We start from the raw sequence: 17,910 nt of genomic DNA, 5'->3' as shown, positions 1-17,910 counted from the left end.
ATTTTGCGTGATACGCGCTGGCGGGAGCATCATTCTGTGCAACTTTTTTCTGTTTCAAACCTCTATATAACCATAACAATACAGCACTTAGGAGTTAGACCATGCTCAAGGTATTCTTTTCCTCATTAACAAGGCAAATCATCGGCGCACTGGTGTTTTTAAGCATCATTTCTGCCTGTAGCTTTGACGCCAGAGAACCCGTACCTAATATGACATTAGCAAGCACCAGTTGGACATTGAAAACCTTGGATGGCAAACCCGTCACCATCGACAAATTACCCACGATTCAGTTTGATGATACACGCATGAACGGTTATTCCGGTTGCAACCAGTTTTTCGGCAACTATACCAGCAGCAGCGACGGCATTTTCACCACCAGTGCGGTAGGCGCAACCAAAATGGCCTGTCTCGATGACAAAAACGCCTTGGAACAACAATTTTTTGCCCAATTGGAAAAAGCCAATCAATACGCGATTACCCTTGAGCAACTCCATCTTTTGGATGACAAGCGCAATATTTTGATGGTTTTGAATGCAACAAAACCAGCCGCTGACCAAGCAAAATAAAATTTTTTACCGTTTATCATAAAAATAAAATGGGCTGGCATTTTCACACTGGATGACCAGCCCTTCATATTCTTAAACTGATACCCACATTTATACAATAACGGTTTCAGTCATGCCTAAGATATTGTCACTACGCACCTTGCTGCATTGCGCCACGCTGCTCTGTGCGCTAACACACTTACCACCAGCCACCGCCAACAACCTTGATCCGCTGAGTGCGGCTGAAATAGCACGTGCCACCCAGCGAGCTAATGCTGCCACCCCCGTCTCCACTATCCGTAGCACCACAACCAATAACGCCAACATACCCGCGCCAGAATTACTACTGGTCGAACGTCACCCCAACGCCAAAGGCCAAACCGCCCGCTTAGCCGATGTCTACACCTATGACTACAGCACCAATGAAACCCTTATTGAGGTGATTGACCTCGACACCAACCAAGTGATTTCCAGCAGACGTGAACAAAACCTACAACTGCCACTAACTGCCAACGAATTGCAACGCGCCTCCGCCCTCATCTTTGCCGATGACGAACAGCGCAGCCTATTGGATGCCGAATTTAAGCGCATTACCGGGCAAACCCTGAATAACCCCGCGCAACAATTGCAGGTCAAAGCCTTCGTCTTCCACGCCTCCAGCCTGCCCGAACAGCTTAATGCCGCGTCCCAGCAATGCGGTTTGCAGCGGTGCGCCCAAGTGCTGCTCTACACCGCCGATTCCGTGGTGTTTGAAGTCAGCCCCATCGTCAACCTGTCCGCAGGTGTCATTACGCAAAACATCGGCTTCTAAGGGAACACCACCATGCAATACCGCACTCCCCTACTGGCACTCAGCCTGCTAATCGCTTGGCAACAAGCCGCGTTTGCTGCCCCTAGCACTGCCTGCACCGGGCAAACACTCAGCAAAACCTTCGCATCCGGTGCAAGCTGGAATCTCTGCTGGACACCCCGCCAAGCCGAAGGCATTGTTTTATCGCAAGTCATCTACAAAGCCCCCAACCACCCCGCACGGCGCGTACTGGGTGAAGCCGCACTTTCCCAACTGGAAACCGCCCTTGATGACGGCTCAGTTGCGCCCTTATTTCTGAGCACCGAAGCCGGTTTCGGCGGCAATAATCTGCAAACCTTAAACGCGACCGATTGCAGCGGCGGCACACTACAAACCGCCAGCGGGCGTAATGTATTGTGTGCCACCACCCGCGACCACGGCTACTCCTACAAATACACCACCCAGCGCCAAGGGCAATTGTGGGAATTGAGCAGTCACTCGCAAATCGGCTCGCGTAATTACGCAGTACGCTGGCGCTTTTACGAAAACGGCACGATTGAACCCAGCCTTGGTTTAAGCGGCGAATTACCCGTCGTTGATGCCAGTGCTGTCCAATACGGCTGGCCTGCCATGCAAAGCGGCAAAATCGCCACGGGTTTCACCGATCATGCGCTCTGGCGGCTGGATTTCGACCTCGACACCACTCCTGCGAATGATGTGGTGGAAGAAATCAGCAGCACCCCGAGTGCGGATCGCTTACGCAAAACCAAAGCCATTGCCCCGCTCAACACCGAAACCGGGCGCAGTTTTGACCCCGAAACCAAACGTTTCTGGCGTATCCGCGATGGCATTCTCACCAATGGCAGCGTCGGGCAACTCTCCTATGAACTGATTCCCAACCGTTATGACCACAGCCGCGCCAATAGCAGCAATACCCCTTGGCTGGCGCACGACGTGTTTTTCACCCGCTATAACGCTTGTGAAAAACACGCTGCCAATAACCCCACCAGCAATTGCACCGCCAACGTCAGCCAATTTACCAACGCTGAGAGCCTCAATCAGCAAGACATTGTGGTGTGGTACAAACAAAGTTACCACCACCTCCCGCGCAGCGAAGACAGCAATCGCATTGGCACAGTGTGGAGCAGCTTCCAACTGTTACCGCGTGACTGGCATTCCACCAACCCTTTCTGATAGCGAGAACGATAACAATGAAACCATCAGTTTATGCGTATGCCGCCACCGTTTTGCTGGCACTCGGCAATTTCTTGCCCACCAACGTACAAGCCGCCGAATTTTGCGCCGATCAGTATTACGTTGATGCCACACTTCCCAATCAATCGCGCTGGGATATGTGTTGGGAACACCGTAACCGCGAAGGTATTGTGTTGCACCACATCCATTACACCCCCAAGAATGGCACGCGCCGCATGGTGCTGTATCAAGCAGCCGTGGCACAAATTCACGTACCCTATGACGACAATGGCGCACGCTACCATGACGTGTCCGACTATGGCTTAGGCAATAACTACATGTCTGCATTGACGGCACAAGAATGCGTTGGCGGGCAACTGCTCAGTTATTCCGGCAAAAATGTGCTGTGCAAACAAGTCACACCCCGCGACGATGCTTACAGCGTCGACAATGACCGTTTGCAAGGCGATGCCCTCAGTTTGTTCAGCGTTTCCGCTATCGGCGCGTACAACTACATCCCCGAATGGCGCTTTCTGGATGACGGCGCGATCGAACCGAGTATCGGTGCAACTGGCGCATTGCAACGTTTTGGCGCGAGTAACATTGCCCAACACGGCTGGCTCTTGGAAAGCAATAAAGTCGGCATTGCCCACTTACACAATTTTTTCTGGAAACTGGACTTCGACCTCGGCGGCACTGGCACCGACGATGTAGTGGAAGAAATCAACCACACTCAAAACGCCGGAAAACTAGCACGCACCCATACACCATTCACCAGCGAAGCCGCCCGCTCGGTCGACCCGGCAAGCTTGCGCAGTTGGCGCGTTATGGATGGCAGCCTGAAAAACAGCAAAGGCTTGCCACTCTCCTACGAGATTCAACTCCCAGAATCGGTGCAACGCGATGTAGGCCCCAGCACCGAACCCTTTACCCACAACGATTTCTACGTCACCAAGCAAAAAAGCTGTGAATTATTCGCCTCCCACAATCCCACCACCAACGCCTGTGCAGAAAACCTAAGCGCGTTTGTGAATGGTGAAAGCCTTAGCGGGCAAGACATTGTGGTGTGGCCTTCCACCACGTTCTACCACATGCCCCGCGCCGAAGACGCGCCGCGCATGGACACCCACTGGAGTCACATCCGCGTCATTCCTCGCGACTGGCACGACAAAAACCCACTGAGCAATAGCGCCGAAACCACGGCTGATACCATCTCACCACCGCCACCTCCGCCACCTCCCCCACCGCCTGCAACGGGCAGCGTGTCGAATAATGCCAGCGGTATCAGCGTCAACGGCAACCTAAACGACTGGGCAAGCCTGACATCATTTGGCGCTGATCCCGATGACGTAACCGGCACTAACAACAAACTCAATTGGCTAGAAGCGTGGGTAGCCAATGACGCTGAGCGTGTTTACCTTGCCTACAAAACCAAAGGCAATATCGACACCGGCGGTTTTTGGGGCTATCAGGCGTATTTGGATACCGATTCCAGCACCACCAGCGGCTACCGCACCGGCGCATTGGGCGCGGACTACTTAGTGGAAGGCGCGAACCTGTGGCGTTATACCGGCGACGGCACAAGCTGGAGTTGGGCATACCAAGGCAATATGACCGCGCAAACCAGTGGCAATGCCGCAGAATTCAGCTTCCCACGTAGCTGGTTAGGCAATGGCAATGAATTACGGGTTTTGTTCTGGGGGAACAATGCCGCGTTTGGTGGCGATGCGAAAGACGCTTACCCCGATGGTGCGTTCAACACCGCCAGCACCACGCGCTATTTCACCTATAAAATGTACACACCCACCACCACCGGAACCAACGGCATCAGCAACCCTGTCACCAGTCTTACCGTCAATGGCAATCTGAGTGACTGGAACAGTCTGACCTCTTTCGGTATCGACCCAACCGACGTGAGCGGTGCTAATAACCCGTTGGATTGGCAAGAAGGCTGGCTGGCGCACACCAGCAGCAATGTTTACCTCGCTTACCGCACCCTCAATGCGGTAGACACTAGCAAATTCTGGGGCTACCAAGTTTATTTCGACACCGACAGCAATGGCGCAACCGGCTACCAAAACAGTGCCTTGGGCGCGGAATACATGCTGGAAGGTCAAACCGTTTGGCGCTATACCGGCGATGGCGACAGTTGGAGCTGGACACCCCAAGGCACGACCACCAATGCAGCAAGCGGGCAAAGCGCAGAATTCAGCTTTCCGCGTAGCTGGTTAGGCAACCCAACCAACTTACGCCTAATGTTCCGAGGCAATAACGCTGCCTTTGGTGGCACGGCTGAAGACGTTTATCCGAATGCCACCGCAAGCCCGCGCTATTTCGCGTACCGTTTTCAATAATATGCGAATAAAACTACTCACCGTAACACTCAGCCTGCTAGTGGCAGGCTGCCAAAACAGCACGGCGCATACTGCCTGGCAGCTTCAACAAGCCAGTAGTAAAGCGCTGTACCAAGCCACCGTGACGTGTGCCGCGCCACCCAGCGTCGGCACATTTCAGGAATGCCGCTTGGAAGTCGACAGCCCGCAAGCCCTGCCCACCGATCTCGTGATTGCCGTGGATGGCGGAATGCCCTCCCACGGACACGGCTTGCCCACCGCCCCGCAAGCGATACCCACGGGCAAACCCGGTGAATTCCGCATCGACGGTTTAAAATACAGTATGCCGGGCGAATGGGTGCTGGGTTTCTGGCTGCATTCGGATAGTGCTCCCGCCGCACAAGACAAAATCGTCTTTTGGTTCACGCTATGAAAACCCTTACCTACTTACTGCTGTTAGTAACGCTGCTAGGCATGAAAGGCACACACAGCAGCAATCACAACTGGACAGTGCCGCAACTCGCCACACTGCAATCCCTATCGCTGGCAAACTTACCCCCGGCAATCGACCCCAGCAACCGCTTTGCGCAACACCCACCAGCACTAGCGCTGGGACGGGAATTATTCTTCGATCGACGCTTGAGCCGCCATGGGAATATCGCCTGCGCCACCTGCCACCGACCGGATAAAGTCTTTAGCGACGGCAAACCCGTAGCCATCGCTTTAGCCACTGGCACACGCAACACCCCCTCATTGCTCGGCGTTGCCCATCAAGACTGGTTTTTCTGGGATGGGCGCAAAGACAGCCTATGGTCGCAAGCCTTAGAACCCTTGGAAAACCCCGCCGAACACGGTTTAACCCGCACCGAAGTCGTCCGCTTATTGCTTACCGACACCCACTACCGACAACAATACCAAGCCCTACTGAAAAACATTCCAACAGCGGATGCGCTCCAACAACTACCAACCGCCGCCTCACCCCAAGGCGATTTGGCGCAATTACAAGCGTGGAAACAAATTCCGCAAGCCCAGCGCGAACAGATTGATGCAGTATTTGCCGCCACCGGCAAATTCCTCGCCGCCTACGTCAGCAGCCTAAGCCCGGCCCCCAATAAGCTCGACACACTCGCCCAGCAACCTGCCGCACTCACCCCAAACGAAAGCGCCGGAGCCAAACTGTTTATCGGCAAAGCGCAATGCATCCTCTGCCATTCCGGTGCATTGCTAAGCAACCAAACTTTCCAAAATATCGGCACGGGTATTCTCGGCAAAGACAGCGGACAGGCAGCGATATTGGACACGCTGCGCACCGATCGTTTCAATTGCCAAAGCAAACACAGCGACGCGCCCCCAGAAAGCTGCACCGAACTGCAATTCCTGACTCGTAGCCGCCACGCCGTCACCGGAGCATTTAAAGTACCGGGCTTGCGCAATGTCGCAAAAACCGCACCTTATTTTCACGACGGGCGTTTCGCTACCTTAGAGCAAGTCGTCGATTACTACACGCAAGCCGCCCAACCCAACGCGCAAAACGACAACGACCTTCCCCTCATTCAACTCAGCGATACCGAAGCACAACAACTGCTCGCTTTTCTTAAGGTATTGTAGCCAGACGCTAAAACGCCCGCTGGAGCGGGCGTTTCATCAGCAGCAAAGCAGCATGGGTTTAGTTTTTAGCCATCAACGCTTCGTACTTTAGCTGCAACTGCTGTTTGGATTCCTTGTGATCCGGGTCTAGCGGAATGCAATCCACCGGACACACCGAGACGCATTGCGGCTCATCGTAATGCCCGACGCATTCGGTGCAACGTTTCGGGTCAATCACGTAAATTTCATCACCTGCGGAAATTGCATCATTTGGGCACTCTGGCTCGCAAACATCGCAGTTAATGCATTCGTCAGTAATCATCAATGCCATAAAACTCTTCCTCTTGAATAGCTGTGTGGGGGCGATTCTATCAATCTACCTGAAAAGATAACATTAACTTCCATCAAAATAACAATACTCAGGCTTTTTCTAGTTCAACCCACGTTCGCTGCGAATCTGGACAATTTTGTGCTTCAGTTCAGCCAATACATGCGGTGCCACAAAGCGCGACACATCGCCATTTAAGATCGCCACTTCCTTCACCAAGGTCGACGAGATAAAGGAAAAACTTTCGCCCGGCATTAAAAACACCGACTCCACATCGGGCGCAAGGCTGCGGTTCATGCTGGCTAACTGGAATTCAAACTCGAAATCGGAAACCGCCCGCATTCCCCGAATCAATACCCGCGCATTCTGCCCACGCGCAAAGTCAACCAACAAGCCTTCAAAGCCCTGCACGCTGACCTGTGTATCCAGATGTTGCTCGACCAATTCACGCTGAATCATGGCAACGCGCTCTTCTAGGGAAAATAGCGGTTTCTTTTTCGGGTTAGACGCCACCCCCACCACCACGCTCGCACACAACTTGCTGGCACGCTTGATCAAATCAAGATGCCCTTTGGTGATCGGGTCAAACGTCCCCGGATAGACAGCGGTAATTTCCATAAATACAAGCCACCTTGGTTAATAATGAAAGGCTTAGGGATAACCCTAGTCAACCTCCTTGTAACACCTTATGCTGCGATGCACAATAAGTTTCTTGCTGAAATGCCCTGGTTACGCGCCACGTTGGGGCATGAGTTGCACCAATAAGAACAAAATACTCGCGGACACCACAATGCTGGGGCCGGTCGGCGTATCCAATTGCAAAGAAAGCCCCACGCCTGCCAGCAATGCCAGCACGCCAACCATTACCGCAAACACCGCCATTTGTTCCGGGGTACGCGCAAAACGCCGCGCCGTTGCCGCCGGAATTATCAGCAACGCCGTCAACAGCAACACGCCAACGACTTTCATCGCCACCGCCACCATTAACGCAATCAACAGCATGTAAGCCGCACTGATCCACCCAACCTTCACGCCTTCCACTTGCGCCAATTCCGCATGAACACTCAGCGATAACAGCGGACGCCAAATCCACACCATTACCCCGACCACCACCAATGCCAAGCTCCAGGTCAATACAATATCCGCGTGTGTTACTGCGAGAATATCACCAAACAGGTAGGCCATCAGATCAACCCTGACATTTGGCAGGAATGTCAACGCCACCGTTCCCAACGCCAAAGCGCTGTGCCCAATAATACTCAGCAAGGTATCACTGCCCAGTGCGGGATTATGTTGCACATACAACATCAGCAACGCCACGACCACACACACCGCAATCACCCACAGATTCAAGCTCATGCCGGTCATCAAGCCCAACGCCACGCCCAATAACGCCGAATGCGACAAGGTATCCCCAAAATACGCCATGCGCCGCCACAACAGGAATACGCCCAACAAGCCACTCATCAACACCACCGCCAAACCCGCCAGCAGCGCTCGCGCAATAAAATCATCCATGTTTGGTTTCCTGCTTGTCGGCTGGCAACGGCACAATGCACCCGTGCATATCGTGCTGATGGTCATGGTGGTGGGTATAAACCGCCAAACCCGCCGGTCGTAAATCGCCGAACAGACGCAAATATTCCGGGTGGCGCGACACTGCTTCCGGCTGCCCCGAACAGCAAATATGCCGATTCAAGCACAACACCTGATCGGTTGCCGCCATCACCAAATGCAAATCGTGCGACACCATCAGTACCCCGTAACCGTGTACCGCTTTCAAACGGTTAAGAAGCTGGTACAAATCATTCAACCCCGTGACATCGACCCCCTGCCCCGGCTCATCCAGCACCAGCAATTGCGGTTTATTCAGCAATGCCCGCGCCAGCAAAACCCGTTGCAATTCCCCACCGGAAAGCGATTGCACCGCTTGTGGCAATAAATCCCCGACACCGACTTCAACAGCACTCGCGCGCACCGCAGCGGCATTATGCCGGGGCAAATTCAAGCCAATGAAGCGCTCCACCGTCAGCGGTAACAAACGATCAAGGTGGAATTTTTGCGGCACATAGCCTACCCGCAACCCCGGCATCCGCCACACCGTGCCGCGATCCGGCGCTTGCAAACCCAATAAGATTTTCAACACCGTGGATTTCCCCGCCCCATTGGGGCCAATCAAGGTCAGCACACTTTCCGGGTACACTTCGAGGCTCACATCGTGCAAGATTGTGCGTTGCCCGAAGTTCAGACCAATGTGTGCTAACCTTGCCAATACCGTTTTTGTGGTGGACATACCTGCCAACGTCTATAAAGAGTGAAAAAATGCTGCGTATTCTAACGATTTTCCTGCTGTTATGCTTACCCGTTTTGCAGTCCTGCCAATCGGAAACGCCCACCAAACCCGTGATTGTCAGCACCATCAAACCGATTCACGCGCTGGTGTATGCGATTGCTGGCGGCGAAAACAGCCCGCTAGACATCCGCCAACTGTTGCCCGATGGCGCATCCCCGCACCATTACGCCCTCAAACCGTCGGACATGCGTACCTTAGAAACGGCGCGTGTGGTATTCCGCATCGGCAGTGGCTTAGAAACGTTTCTCGACAAACCCTTAGCCACCGCCATCCCCACCCGTGAAGTGATTACCCTTGCTGACACACCAGGTATTCAAGCCCTTGGCTCACGCCAGCAACACAGCAATGAGCACGCCGGACACGCGGCGCACAGTGCCGATTTGCACTTATGGTTAAACCCGGTGAATGCGATTTCCATGAGTCGGGAAATTGCCCGCGCCTTGAGTGCGGTCGATAGCGCCCACCAAGCCGAATATCTTGCCAATGCGCAACAACTGATTGCCGAAATTGAAGCCACCGATGCGCGTATCCGCCAACAACTTGCCCCGTTAAGCCAGCAACCTTACCTGAGTTTTCACGATGCATGGCAACACTTTGATACCCATTACGGCTTGAATTTTGCGGGCGCGGTGACGCTGGATGTTTCCCGCTTGCCGGGCGCACGCCATGTACAGGATATTCGCAAGATTATTGAGGAAAAGCAGGCGGTTTGCTTATTTCAAGAACCACAATTCTCACCCGCCATGGTGAAAACTTTGGTAGAAGGCAGCGCTATCCGTATTGGCGAACTCGACCCCTTAGGAATGGAATTACCGCTGGATAAAGACACCTACCCGAAATTACTGCAAGCCGCAGCAGACAGTTTTCAGCAATGCCTCGGTGGACAAGTGGCTCAGTAAATACCCAAATCCAATAAAGGATTAGCTTCGCGGCGACTTTCACGCAATGCGCCGCCAATGTATTCGTAACGCTGCCCGGTAGCGTGATCGTAGGCTTGCTGTTGGTAAAGGCTGACCCGGAAGGCACACCCCCCGCGTAACATCACAATATTGCGGTCGTGCATTTTGAGTTGTGCGTTCGCGCCACGTACCGTGTGTACCATGTCATCCGCAAACACCGGGTCGCCACGCTTGAGAATGCGCGACTCGCCGCTGCCGCTATTACGTGCCGTCACCTTACCGCGCTTGGACAATACAACACCGACTTCGTGGTGCTCGGTGGTGCTATTGGGTGCTGGCATAGACTACTCCGTCTGACGTTAATTGAAGGGGCTCACGGCTATTTCGTCCTTAAGAATAGCCTAGCCTGCGTGCCAAACGGTTTTTTTTCTGCGTAAAAAAGCTGAAGTGCAAAAAAAATCCGCCAAACGGTAGTGGCGGATTTTTTTAAATATAACCGTTACGGCAACACCTGTTCACCACGCAACAAATCATCCAAAGTTTCGCGGGTACGCACCACGTGTACCGTGTCACCATCCACCATAATTTCAGCCACACGCGGGCGCGTATTGTAGTTGGAAGCCATCGTAAAACCATAAGCCCCCGCCGAACGCACTGCCAGCAAATCCCCCGGCTGAATGTTCAAATCACGCTCTTTACCCAAAAAGTCGCCCGTCTCGCACACCGGCCCCACCACGTCGTAAGTCGTGGTTTCACCCGCTGGGCGCGGCACGACCGGAATGATTTCCTGCCAAGCACTGTATAAAGCGGGGCGGATCAGGTCGTTCATTGCGGCATCCACGATGGCGAAATTTTTGTATTCCGACAGCTTGAGGAATTCGACTTCTGTGACCAAAATGCCTGCATTCGCGGCAATCGCCCTGCCCGGCTCGACGAAAATTTCGTACTGACGCAAACGTTCGTCGGTGAACAATTGCGCCATGTAGTCGGCGGGGGAAGGCGCTGCCTGTCCTTCCTGATAACGCACGCCCAAACCGCCGCCGATGTCGAGGTGGTGAATAGTAATGCCTTGCGCTTGCAAGCGTTCTGCCAAAGCCAGCAAGCGTTGCAGGGCATCCATGAACGGCGTGAGCGTCAGCAATTGCGAACCGATGTGGCAGTCGATGCCGACCACCTTCAGGTGAGGCATGGTGGCGGCTTTCACATACACCGCTTCGGCGCGACCGATCTCAATCCCGAACTTGTTTTCTTTCAAGCCGGTGGAAATGTAGGGGTGGGTTTGTGCATCCACATCAGGGTTGACGCGCAACGAGATGGAGGCCACTTTGCCCATTTCACCCGCTACCGTGTTAATGCGATCGAGTTCGGCTTCGGATTCGATATTGAAGCAGCGGATGCCGACTTCTAGCGCCTTGCGGATTTCAGCGGCTTTTTTGCCAAGACCGGAAAACACCACTTTGCTGGGATCGCCGCCTGCGCGTAACACCCGCTCCAATTCGCCGCCGGATACGATGTCGAACCCTGAGCCTAAGCGGGCAAACAGGTTAAGGATGGCGAGGTTGGAATTCGCTTTGACCGCGTAGCACACGAGGTGTGGCTGTGCGCCGAAGGCATCGTTGAAGGCGTGCCAATGGCGTTCCAACGTGGCGCGGGAATAGACGTAGCACGGCGTGCCGTGGGCGCGGGCAATGTCAGTGACGGCGACATTTTCGGCGTGGAGTTGCCCGTTGCGGTATTCAAAATGATCCATGATTTATTTCGCCTGTTCCTGTTTTGGTTGCGCCTTATCCGGCAAGGTCAACGGGCCTTTGTTGCCACAACCTGCCAGCAAGGCCAGTACGATAGCGAATCCTAGGTATTTTTGCATCATGGTTAAATCCTGTTGTAAGTCATTAGGGTGCAATATAACCTTAGCATACCCTGACCCACGAAGGCTTGCCCCATGCCGGATGACTCACAACACCAACAAACGTTGCAGGAACAACTTAGCCGCCTGCAACAACAGCATGATCTTGAAACGCGCGTCGAAGACCAAATGCGGCTAGAACAGTCAATGAACAAAATCCGTCATGCCTTGAGCAACCAATTGCAGCAAGAAGCCCACCGTCGCAAACGTAATGGTGCGTATCAGGAAGCCATTGCGGTATGGCATGAGATCCGGTTTTACACACCCAATCAAGCCGGGGCAGCACAAGAAATTGCCGAGTTGGAACAATTACTGGCTCAAACCACCCAAGTGGCGGAACTCATCAAACATTTGTCTCGCATCAAAACACTACGTCCCCTTTTCAAAGACCTCAGTAATGCCCTCAAACAGCCCGCCAATACTGCCGAATACAGCACACTGTGGGAGCAAGTCGATTTTTTCTTGCATAACGATGCCCCAGATGTAGAAGGTTTTATGCTGTGGTGGGAGGAAGAACGCCCAACCACACCATCCCATGTGCAAAACGTCGATATTTCGCGCTTGGCAGGCAGGGTACAACGTGGCGAAATGGTGCTATTCCTTGGCTCTGGCATTGCGGCGACTTACGCAGATAACGGGCAGCAAGAAACTGAACTGGTACAGCAATTGGCACACCACATTGGCTATGAAAAATTCAAGGGAACATTGTCATCCATCGCCGAATATTACCAGTTGCGACCGGATTTTGGGCAATCAGCTTTATTAGAAAACTTGCGCATCCAGTTACCCGATAACCTGCGCCAAGTGTTGTTGTATCAGGCATTGGCAAAGGTTCAGTCGCCCTTGATCTTGATTTCGGCGGCTTACGATAACTTGTTGGAGCGTACTTTGCGTGAAGCAGGCAAGCGATTTGTGGAATTTGCCTCCATCGTGCGACGTAGCGAGGAATACGACATCGGGCATGTGCTGGTGAGCTTTTCGGATGATAGTGAACCGCCCGAAGTCTACCCAGAAGAAGCATTATCGCGGCGGCGCTTTCTGGAAAATGGCTATTCCATCATCTACAAAATTCGCGGGACGTGTGGAACAGCCGATCATGGGCAAAATGATATGCAGCGTGATGCGCTGACGCTTTCCGAGAGCAATTTTTTCAGCTTCGCACGGTATGCCGACAAGATGATTCCGGGCTATCTAGCGCGGCAGTTGCGCAATCGGGGTTTTTTGTTTGTGGGCTATCGACCGCGTGAGTGGGAAGACCGCTTGCTGGCAAGTGCCTTACTGGAAAAACGCCATTCGCAAGAACCCTGTTATGTCATTGGCGAAACGCCAGAGCCGCTGGAAGCGGCGTATTGGGAGTCACGCAACGTGAAGCAATATCGGATTGGGATTCGGGAGCTGGATAAGTATTTGGCGGAGGCGGTGGTATGAAGAAAGAAATCCCTCCCAGCCTCCCCTTGTCAGGGGAGGAGCCAAGAGAAGCGCCTTATCCTGGATTGCGACCTTACCGTGAAGATGAGCGTGGGAAGTTTTTTGGACGTGAGTCTGATGCGGAAGTGCTGATTGATAAGGTACTAACCAATCGGCTGACCTTGTTGTTTGCGGCGAGTGGGGTGGGCAAAAGTTCGCTGTTGCAGGCTGCGGTGATCCCGCGTTTGAAGTCTCCGACTGGGGAAAATCTGGAGGTGGTGTACCACATCGACTGGGTGAGTGAGCCGGTCAGCAGTGTACGGGCTGCGGTGCTGCAAGCCTTGCACAGCAGTGGCAAGTTGCCTGAAGGTGCGGCGGATGAAGTGGGGAAAACGCTGGCGGAGTTGCTAGAATTCTGCGGGCTGTTTGTGCGCCACCCGCTGGTGCTGATCCTTGACCAGTTTGAGGAGTTTTTCCGTTATCAACGAGCAACCGCCAGTTTCCAGCCGTTCATTGAGCAACTGACGGCGGTCATTACCAACCCGCAACTGCCCGTGAGTCTGGTGTTGTCGATGCGGGAAGATTTCGCGCTGGAACTCAATGCATTCAAGCCGCGTTTGCCGACCATTTTGTTTGAAAACTTCTATCGGCTGGAAAAGCTGGGGCGGGTCGGCGCACGCGAGGCGATTGTTACACCCGTGGAGCAAATCGGCTTCCATTACGAGCCTGTGCTGCTGAAAACGCTGCTGGATGATTTGCTCAGTCGTGAACTTGACCGCTTGCCACATTCGCCCGTGGTCGAATTGCTGGAAACCGTCGAACCGCCTTATCTGCAAATCGTCTGTGCGCAACTGTGGGAACTGAACAAGGCCGACCCGGACAAGCTGCTAAGGCTGGCAACTTACGAAAAAGCGGGCAAGGCGAAGGGCATCCTGAGCAATTACTTCGGTGGCGTGTTGCAGACCTTCACGTTGACGGAAAAGCAGCTTGCCTCCAAAGCCTTCGATCATCTGGCAAGCCAACGTGGGGTGAAGATGGCGTACACCGCCGCTGCCTTGGCGGAAACGGTGCGGGTAAATGAAGCGGCTCTGGGCAAGGTTTTGGAAAAACTGACGGCTGTGCGCATTCTGCGTAGCCAACAGCGGGGTGATGCGACGTGGTATGAGCTTTACCACGATATGTTTTCTGGCAGCATCGAAAAGTGGAATGATGCGTGGAAAGACAAGATGCTGCGGCGCAAGTTTGCACAGGTGGCATCTGCGGGGTTTGTCAGTATTGTAGCACTGTTTGCGGGGTGGGATTATTACATCAACTCCACTAACTACCATCTGCGCCTTAGTTCTAAGCTGGGTATTTCCGACCAAGTGGAGCTATGGAAAGGTAAACTGGGGAGTTTCGATCTGTTTCAGCAGGGGCGTTATGTGGCAGAGACGGATTTGCAGAGGGGACAGCTTGAACCAGATAAACAATTCAACCAAAAACAAATTGCTGATTATGTGGGCTTACAAATAGAATTGGTAAGTAATCAATCCGTTGATCAACGAATTAGAGCCTACGCTACAAGAGGAAATTATGAGGATGCGTTGCAATTGGCAAATAAGTCTATTGCTCCAGAAAATACTGACTTAGCTATCCGTGCGGGAGCACGTCTTGCTGCGATACAAGTACCAGAGTCAGCACGCTCGATTTACCATATTTTACAAAACTCATCCAGCAAGCTTATCAAGAAAGGAATTTTTGGAGATATTGCTGAAGATTCTCTGGATGACTATCGTTCTCAAAACAGAGACATGGGAGTTATTACTTCAGATATTGGGATCTTTTTAATGCATGATCAGCCTGTTTTTAAACCAGACATGCCTATCTCCAATAAGAAATTCTGGGTGCGGCAGTTAATTATGCAGATTGCTACTCAATCTTCTCGTGAACAGCTTATGACTATTTCATCATCTGACCACTCAAATAAATCCATTGATAATACAAGTATAATACAACATTTGACTTATGGACCCAATGCATCGCAAGTAATTCCCTATTTAATCAACTTACTTAAGAATGAAAACCTTAATGCTTTATCAGCAAAAGCTTTAGGCGAATTACAGGCTAATGAAGCGGCTTACGATTTATCAAAATCACTCGTGAATACATATATTTCCCGTAGTAACCTAGAAAATTATACGATAGACTCTCCCTTTCGCTTGTGTGCAGTGATAGAAGCTTTAGGGCAAGTACAGCCTAAATATGCGGTTACGTATGCAGTCCCTGTATTGTTAGATTTACTCAAGGATGAAGATGTACAAGTCCGTATTACAGCCGCAGAGGTTTTAGGTCAATGGCAAGTCAAGGAGGTGATTCCTACGTTGCTAGAGTGGCTTAAGTATAAACATCCAGTTAGTAAAAATTTTGAAGCATTCAGTTCTAGGTATGATGAAATAGAAAAACCTCGCATTGCAGCCGTAAAGATTCTAGGCCAATGGCAGATCAAAGACGTAGTTCCCATGTTGCGTGGATTACTTAAGGATAAAACAGTAGAGGTTCGTCTTGCAGCCGCAACGATTTTAGGACAGTGGCAAGTCGAAGACGCAGTTCCTGCAATGATCGGATTACTCAAGGATGAAAAAGAGAGCATTCGCATTGCAGCCGTAAAGATTTTAGGACAGTGGCAGACCAGGGAAGCGGTTCCTACGTTGCTAAGATTGCTCCAAGATGAAAATGCAAACGTCCTTATTACAGCCTTAACGATTTTAGGACAGTGGCAGGTCGAAGACGCAGCTCCTGCAATGATCGAATTACTCAAGGATAAAAATCCAGATATCCGCTATGAAGCAGCAATGGTTTTGGGTCAGTTACAGACTAAAGATGCGGTGCCTGTATTGCTAGAGTTGCTTAAGGATAAAGAAAAAAAGGTTCGCTTTGCAGCCAGCAATGCTTTAGAGCAGTTGCAGGCTAAAGATGCGGTTCCTGCATTGCTAGGTCTTATCAAAGATAAAAATGCAGATATTCGCTATGAAGCGACTGCGGTTCTGGGCCGATTGCAGGCTAAAGATGCGATTCCTGCGTTGCTAGGTTTACTTGAGGATGAAGAAAATACAGTCCGTCATGCAGCAATAATTAGTTTAAGCCAATTGCAGGCCAAAGATGTAATTCCAACACTACCGAAGTTTTTAAATGATTGGAATGATCAATATGGACGTCTTATAGCGGCAAAGGCATTAAGTCAAATGCAAACTAAAGAGACTATTCCTTTGTTAATAAAATTACTCAAGGATGAAGATCATGATGTTCGTAACATGGCGGCAAGGGGTTTAGGTCAATTAAAAGCTAAGGAAGGACTCCCTGCAATACTAGAACTACTCAGTGATAAAAGAAATAGCTTTAGCTTGGAGATTGCAGAGAGTTTATCTCAGCTACAAAGCAAAGAGATTATTCCTCAGTTATTAGGATTTCTTCAACATAGAAACAAAGATATTCGAGATGGAGTGGCAGGTGCTTTAGCAAATTTAGGAGAGGGGGTCTTAATACCAAATCTATTTTCTGTAATGGGGGATGAAAGTTCAGATGCCAACAGCTTTAGCTACGACTCTATTTTGAAGCCTGCTACTATTGGCAGCAGCAGCGCACATAGTATTGAATCGTTCAGTCGCATCGCTTCCGGTGAATTACTTGACTTCCTATTGCGTCGCCTGAAAAGCGGTAATCCCGACACCCGTCAAAGTGCTGCTATTGCAGCTACACGTATGGAACGCGGCAACAACCTAAACGAAGTTCAAAAGCGCCTACTCCGCAAAGCCTTATCCTTGATAGATCAACGAACCCGTGACGCAGCCGCAGAACAGCTAGCAGACGAAGATGAACAGAAAACCAAAGAAAAAGCGCTGCAAGTGTCGATCAATCAACCGGGTATGGAAGAAAAACCATTAACTATGGACGAACTAAAAAACAAACTAGACGAATTCGACCAAGCCTATGCCGACTGGCGCAAGCGCCGCGACGCTGAACCAACAACTGACCAGCGAGCCACCGACACCGCCGCCGATGAAGCCGACAAACTCACTGACCCCGCCCCCTTCATCTACGAATACGCCTACGCCATCGCCAACATGGACGAAGCCGAAGGCATCAAACTGCTAGGCCACAACCTCGCCAAAGTCCGCGAAGCCGCCGCCCGTGGCCTTGCCAACAGCGATTTCCTCGGCGTACTCCTGCTGCAAAAGCTCGAACAAGAATGGCTGGCAACCGACAACCCCATCACCCGCCAAGGCTTGTTCCACGCCATCGACATCGCCCTGCTGGCAATAGAAGGCATCGGTGCAGACAAGGAACTCGAAGCCCTGAAAACCTACGAACCCACCCTGACCAACGAGCATTCCGCCGCCTCCATCAAACCGCGTGTCGAATGGACACGCATCCAACTCCAATGGCGCGTGGATGCTCTCAAAGAACTCAAGGAACTAGCAGACCGCCAACTGCCGGGGCTGCTGAAAGAATACTGCCTCAACCCCGATGGCACGGACATGAAACCCGAAGAATGCACCATTGAACGCTAACCGCTATACTGCAACCATACC

General features: G+C 51.9%; 16 protein-coding genes. 9 read left to right on the top strand and 7 right to left on the bottom strand.

Features of this window, described 5'->3' with window-relative positions; translation table 11 throughout:
- The first annotated feature begins 101 nt into the window (after positions 1 to 101).
- The 6 genes from L3K52_05945 to L3K52_05920 all read left to right on the top strand — a co-directional run bounded on the left by L3K52_05945 (position 102) and on the right by L3K52_05920 (position 6,470).
- A complete protein-coding gene (locus L3K52_05945) occupies positions 102 to 566 on the top strand; it encodes an META domain-containing protein (GenBank protein UOG93273.1) in 465 nt (154 codons plus the stop codon).
- 112 nt (positions 567 to 678) lie between these two features.
- Positions 679 to 1,356 (top strand): hypothetical protein, encoded by a 678-nt coding sequence (locus L3K52_05940; GenBank protein UOG93272.1) that lies wholly within the window; start codon positions 679 to 681, stop codon positions 1,354 to 1,356.
- Positions 1,357 to 1,368: 12 nt separating this feature from the next.
- Positions 1,369 to 2,529 (top strand): hypothetical protein, encoded by a 1,161-nt coding sequence (locus tag L3K52_05935; protein ID UOG93271.1) that lies wholly within the window; start codon positions 1,369 to 1,371, stop codon positions 2,527 to 2,529.
- A 17-nt stretch (positions 2,530 to 2,546) separates the two neighbouring features.
- Positions 2,547 to 4,883: a hypothetical protein gene (locus L3K52_05930; GenBank protein ID UOG93270.1), complete on the top strand. Its 2,337-nt coding sequence runs from the start codon at positions 2,547 to 2,549 to the stop codon at positions 4,881 to 4,883.
- 1 nt (position 4,884) lies between these two features.
- Entirely contained in the window at positions 4,885 to 5,295 is a 411-nt protein-coding gene (locus L3K52_05925) for a hypothetical protein (protein UOG93269.1), read from the top strand.
- On the top strand, positions 5,292 to 6,470 hold the full coding sequence (locus tag L3K52_05920) for a hypothetical protein (protein UOG93268.1): 1,179 nt from the start codon (positions 5,292 to 5,294) through the stop codon (positions 6,468 to 6,470). Before L3K52_05925 ends, L3K52_05920 begins: the two co-directional genes overlap by 4 nt.
- A 58-nt stretch (positions 6,471 to 6,528) precedes the next feature.
- Here L3K52_05920 and L3K52_05915 read toward each other — a convergent pair whose 3' ends face one another.
- From L3K52_05915 to znuC, 4 genes are all read right to left on the bottom strand, one after another.
- Entirely contained in the window at positions 6,529 to 6,780 is a 252-nt protein-coding gene (locus L3K52_05915; GenBank protein ID UOG93267.1) for a YfhL family 4Fe-4S dicluster ferredoxin, read from the bottom strand.
- A 99-nt stretch (positions 6,781 to 6,879) separates the two neighbouring features.
- Positions 6,880 to 7,395 (bottom strand): pantetheine-phosphate adenylyltransferase, encoded by a 516-nt coding sequence (gene coaD, locus L3K52_05910; protein UOG93266.1) that lies wholly within the window; start codon positions 7,393 to 7,395, stop codon positions 6,880 to 6,882.
- 111 nt (positions 7,396 to 7,506) lie between these two features.
- The gene (locus tag L3K52_05905; protein ID UOG93265.1) at positions 7,507 to 8,295 is read right to left on the bottom strand and encodes a metal ABC transporter permease; all 789 of its coding nucleotides are present in this window, start codon (positions 8,293 to 8,295) and stop codon (positions 7,507 to 7,509) included.
- Positions 8,288 to 9,070, bottom strand: coding sequence for a zinc ABC transporter ATP-binding protein ZnuC (znuC, locus tag L3K52_05900; GenBank protein ID UOG93264.1), 783 nt, complete (start codon positions 9,068 to 9,070; stop codon positions 8,288 to 8,290). Before znuC ends, L3K52_05905 begins: the two co-directional genes overlap by 8 nt.
- A 29-nt stretch (positions 9,071 to 9,099) precedes the next feature.
- Between znuC and L3K52_05895 the strand changes: the two genes are divergently transcribed.
- The gene (locus L3K52_05895) at positions 9,100 to 10,029 is read left to right on the top strand and encodes a zinc ABC transporter substrate-binding protein (protein UOG93263.1); all 930 of its coding nucleotides are present in this window, start codon (positions 9,100 to 9,102) and stop codon (positions 10,027 to 10,029) included.
- Here L3K52_05895 and L3K52_05890 read toward each other — a convergent pair.
- From L3K52_05890 to L3K52_05880, 3 genes are all read right to left on the bottom strand, one after another.
- Positions 10,023 to 10,370: a hypothetical protein gene (locus L3K52_05890; protein UOG93262.1), complete on the bottom strand. Its 348-nt coding sequence runs from the start codon at positions 10,368 to 10,370 to the stop codon at positions 10,023 to 10,025. The genes L3K52_05895 and L3K52_05890 overlap by 7 nt on opposite strands.
- 158 nt (positions 10,371 to 10,528) lie before the next feature.
- The gene (gene lysA, locus L3K52_05885) at positions 10,529 to 11,779 is read right to left on the bottom strand and encodes a diaminopimelate decarboxylase (protein ID UOG93261.1); all 1,251 of its coding nucleotides are present in this window, start codon (positions 11,777 to 11,779) and stop codon (positions 10,529 to 10,531) included.
- A 3-nt stretch (positions 11,780 to 11,782) separates the two neighbouring features.
- Positions 11,783 to 11,899, bottom strand: coding sequence for a lipoprotein (locus L3K52_05880; protein ID UOG93260.1), 117 nt, complete (start codon positions 11,897 to 11,899; stop codon positions 11,783 to 11,785).
- 72 nt (positions 11,900 to 11,971) lie between these two features.
- On the opposite strand from L3K52_05880, the gene L3K52_05875 reads away from it, so the two are divergent.
- Positions 11,972 to 13,363, top strand: a complete 1,392-nt coding sequence (locus L3K52_05875; GenBank protein UOG93259.1) for an SIR2 family protein — start codon at positions 11,972 to 11,974, stop codon at positions 13,361 to 13,363.
- Positions 13,360 to 17,889, top strand: coding sequence for a HEAT repeat domain-containing protein (locus L3K52_05870; protein UOG93258.1), 4,530 nt, complete (start codon positions 13,360 to 13,362; stop codon positions 17,887 to 17,889). Before L3K52_05875 ends, L3K52_05870 begins: the two co-directional genes overlap by 4 nt.
- Positions 17,890 to 17,910: the final 21 nt, after the last annotated feature.

Origin of the sequence: Candidatus Thiothrix sulfatifontis (assembly GCA_022828425.1) — a bacterium.
Lineage (GTDB): Bacteria > Pseudomonadota > Gammaproteobacteria > Thiotrichales > Thiotrichaceae > Thiothrix > Thiothrix sulfatifontis.
This window is presented reverse-complemented; position numbering and strand designations above follow the sequence as displayed.